The sequence below is a fragment of the Porphyromonas sp. CAG:1061 genome, assembly GCF_000435035.1.
GTDB lineage: Bacteria > Bacteroidota > Bacteroidia > Bacteroidales > Porphyromonadaceae > Porphyromonas_A > Porphyromonas_A somerae.
The window spans coordinates 4,500-8,250 of sequence record NZ_HF988865.1; the positions used below are offsets into that span (position 1 = coordinate 4,500).

The 3,751-nt window shown below is 52.3% G+C and carries 3 protein-coding genes; all 3 read left to right on the plus strand.

The genetic code is table 11. The annotated features are described in order from the left end of the window. The first annotated feature begins 163 nt into the window (after window positions 1-163). The 3 genes from QVO39_RS01765 to QVO39_RS01775 all read left to right on the plus strand — a co-directional run bounded on the left by QVO39_RS01765 (window position 164) and on the right by QVO39_RS01775 (window position 3,280). A complete protein-coding gene (locus QVO39_RS01765; RefSeq protein WP_021902760.1) occupies window positions 164-967 on the plus strand; it encodes a nitrilase-related carbon-nitrogen hydrolase in 804 nt (267 codons plus the stop codon). 69 nt (window positions 968-1,036) lie between these two features. Then, on the plus strand, window positions 1,037-2,521 hold the full coding sequence (gene proS, locus QVO39_RS01770; protein WP_018027870.1) for a proline--tRNA ligase: 1,485 nt from the start codon (window positions 1,037-1,039) through the stop codon (window positions 2,519-2,521). Window positions 2,522-2,536: 15 nt separating this feature from the next. Further along, window positions 2,537-3,280, plus strand: coding sequence for a 3'-5' exonuclease (locus tag QVO39_RS01775; protein WP_021902761.1), 744 nt, complete (start codon window positions 2,537-2,539; stop codon window positions 3,278-3,280). Window positions 3,281-3,751 lie beyond the last annotated feature (471 nt).

Sequence of the window (3,751 nt, forward strand, 5' to 3'; positions counted from 1 at the left end):
CAGGCGTACCGATTGACCTCGCTAAGATCGATTATAAAAAGAAGGAGGTGGGCATCATCGCCTCTATTATGCCCGACCAAACCGATATAGAAGAGGCGATCCGCAAGATTCGAAGCTATTTCGATAGTAGTATGGCGAAGTACCCTCAGCAGTTTGCAGACCTATGAAAGAGCAGCTAGTAGTCGCTTCGCTACAGATGGAGCAGCAACAGAAGGATATTGATGCCAATATCACCAAGGTGAAGCAACTGGTGGAGGGGCAAGCGTTTGACCTACTAGTGCTGCCCGAGATGTGGACCACTGGCTTCCTCGTAAAGGTGGCAGACCTCTCTCGGGAGTTTCTCACCGAGGCATTTGAGCGAGGGCTAGAGACGATGAAAGCACTTGCGACAGCAAACGATGCAGCGCTTTATGGCACCCTGCTAGAGCTACGCCCGAGTGGTAAGCCAAGTAACACCGGCCTTTTCGTTACCCCTACAGGCGAGGTGACCTACTACCGCAAGAAGCACCTATTTCACCTAGGCGGTGAATCGGAGCACTTCGAGGCAGGAGAGGAGCGGGTGCAGGTGAGCTACCAAGGTTGGCAAATTCGCCTCAGCACCTGCTACGACCTCCGCTTCCCCACCTGGCTACGACAAGACCCAGAGCTGGGGCTTTATGACCTACTCCTCTGCTCTGCCAACTGGCCTCGTCCTCGCCACCTGGCATGGGAACGCCTTCTCAGAGCTCGTGCGATTGAAAACCAGAGCTACCTAGCCGCCTCCAATCGTGCCGGCACCCCCCACCCCAAGCTCGTCTACCCTGGTTACTCCTTTATCCTTGATAGCGAAGGGGAGAGCCTAAGCGAGAGCAAAGAGCCAGTGGAGACCCTCCTCACCGCCACTCTCTCTCGCCCCGACCTTATGGCACGAAGGAGTGCTTTCCCCGTCCTCGAAGACCTCGACCCCTTCCAGCTGCTACCAAGGTAATCCGTGAGAGGATTATTTGGTATCTTTGCGACGCAGAATAAAGAATGATATTTTCGATAATAAGATAAGATGGCAAAGAAGATAGACGCACTCACCCCTCGGAGCGAAGACTACTCTAGGTGGTACAATGAGCTAGTGATGAAAGCCGACCTAGCTGAGAATAGTGATGTACGTGGCTGTATGGTGATCAAGCCTTATGGCTACGCTATTTGGGAGAAGATGCAGCAAACGCTCGACCGAATGTTTAAGGAGACGGGGCACTCCAATGCCTACTTCCCGCTCTTCATTCCTAAGTCGTTCCTCAGCAAAGAAGCCGACCACGTGGAGGGATTTGCTAAGGAGTGTGCTGTGGTGACCCACTATCGACTTAAGAATAACCCCGATGGCTCTGGCGTGGTAGTAGACCCTGCCGCAAAGCTGGAGGAAGAGCTGATCGTTCGCCCCACGTCAGAGACGATTATTTGGAATACCTACAAAGGATGGATCCAATCGTGGCGCGACCTCCCTATTCTCTGCAATCAGTGGGCCAACGTAGTTCGCTGGGAGATGCGTACCAGGCTATTCCTCCGCACAGCCGAATTCCTTTGGCAAGAGGGGCATACCGCCCACGCCACTTCGGAGGAGGCAAGGGAAGAGGCAGAGCGTATGATTGGGGTCTACAAGACTTTTGCCGAAGAGTACATGGGCATGCCTGTAATCGTAGGGCATAAGAGTGAGACGGAGCGCTTTGCTGGTGCCGTAGATACCTACACGATTGAGGCACTGATGCAAGATGGCAAGGCTCTGCAGAGCGGTACGTCGCACTTCCTTGGTCAAAACTTTGCCAAAGCCTTTGATGTCACTTTTACCGATAAGGAGGGTAATCAGCAACTCGTTTGGGCCACCTCGTGGGGCGTCTCCACCCGATTGATGGGTGCCCTCATCATGAGCCACTCCGATGATAATGGGCTCGTACTCCCTCCACACCTCGCCCCCATTCAGGTGGTGATGGTGCCTATCTACAAGTCGGAGGAGCAACTAGCAGAGATTAAGGCAACTCTAGAGCCTATCCAAAAGGAGCTAAGGGCTAAGGGCATTTCGGTGAAGCTTGATGATTCTGATAATCGGAAGCCCGGCTGGAAGTTTGCAGAGTATGAGCTGAAGGGCGTACCGGTCCGCCTCGCCATGGGTGGCCGTGACCTAGAGAATGGCACGATTGAGGTGATGCGTCGCGATAAGCTAGAGAAGAGCACCCACGCACTTGAGGGGATCGTGGAGTACATCTCGGAACTGCTCGAGGATATTCAGAAGAATATCTATCAGAAGGCACTCAACTACCGTCAGGAGCATACTACTGTGGTGGATAGCTACGACGAGTTCAAGCGAGTGCTTGATGAAAAGGGCGGATTTATCCTCGCCCACTGGGATGGCACACCCGAGACCGAGGCAGCGATCAAGGAGGAGACTAAGGCGACTATTCGCTGTATCCCTAGTGACGGAGATACCACTCCAGGCACTTGCATCTACAGTGGAAAGCCATCGGCACGTAGAGTGTTATTTGCAAGAGCCTACTAAAAGAAGGGTCGCTTGATGACTACTTTACTTTGGATATTAGGGGCGGTAGCACTTGTGCTACTCGCCCTTATTTTATACCCTAATAATAAGAAGCCGAGCATTAAGATAAAGACCAACTTATCGGACTTTCAAGGAGAGAGAGCCGTTCAGCCAATTGCAGTACGTAGCCCTTTATTAGACCCAATCCCAAGGGCAGAGGGAGATAGGGCAGTGGCAAAGTGGATGATCCTAGACCTACAGACCACAAGTCTCAGTGTAGAGGTTGGAGATGAGGCTAGAATCTTAGAGGCGAGCTGGGCACTACTGGATGAGCAGTATAAGTTGATCACTCGGCACACCTATCGGGTCCGACAAGAGGTGAGTAGTTCGCCCGAAGCTTTCAGAGTGCATGGCATCTCTGACACGCATCTAACCCCTTACAGCATTTCTGAGCAAGAGCTAGTGGAGCGGTGGTTTTCTGACCTCGCACCGGGGACAATACTCGTAGGTCATAATATCGCCTTCGACCGTGCTATATTGCTAGGCACCGTGAGGCGAGTTGCACCTACGCGTACAGCTGAACTAGAACAGCTCCCCACCTTCTGTACCATGACCTATCTCTGCACCTCGCCCGACAGTAGATACCCCAGCCTAGTACACCTCACAGAAGAGCTTGCCGGCATTCCACCCCAACGCTTTTATAGCCTTCGTCCTATCTCTTGGAGAAACGTCTACTTCACCCGCCTCTGCCTGCTCCATCTGCTTCCTAATAACCATTGATCTGAAGAGGGTCTCCATCTCGCCAAAAACTGAGATGCAACTCGTCATTTGCTTAGTTGCATCTCGGCATTTGCTTAGTTGCAACTCGCCGATCGCTTAGTTGCAACTCAATTTTTGACGAGACCCAGTCGCAGTTTTTGGTTGGATAAATAGGCGGTGCCAAAGAGCCATAACGCACTAAGATATATGTTCCTTATCGGTTCTCTGCGGGAAGGCCTTTATCGCGATGGTGCCATGATTACCCATAAAACCCCGAAGGGATTTCATGGCGTATTAACCCAAGCTTCCCCCTGAAGGGGAGCGTAAGCGATCCTGAAGGTGAAGCTTGGGATGAAAGGTCACCATAAGCTCACTACCCCAAAGGGGTTGCACTTTGATGCACCTATAATATATAGGCAATGGTGGATATGCAACCCCTTCGGGGTAGCTGGTTGCGGTTGATGCCCTACCCGGCCTTTCCCTCGGCAGGCA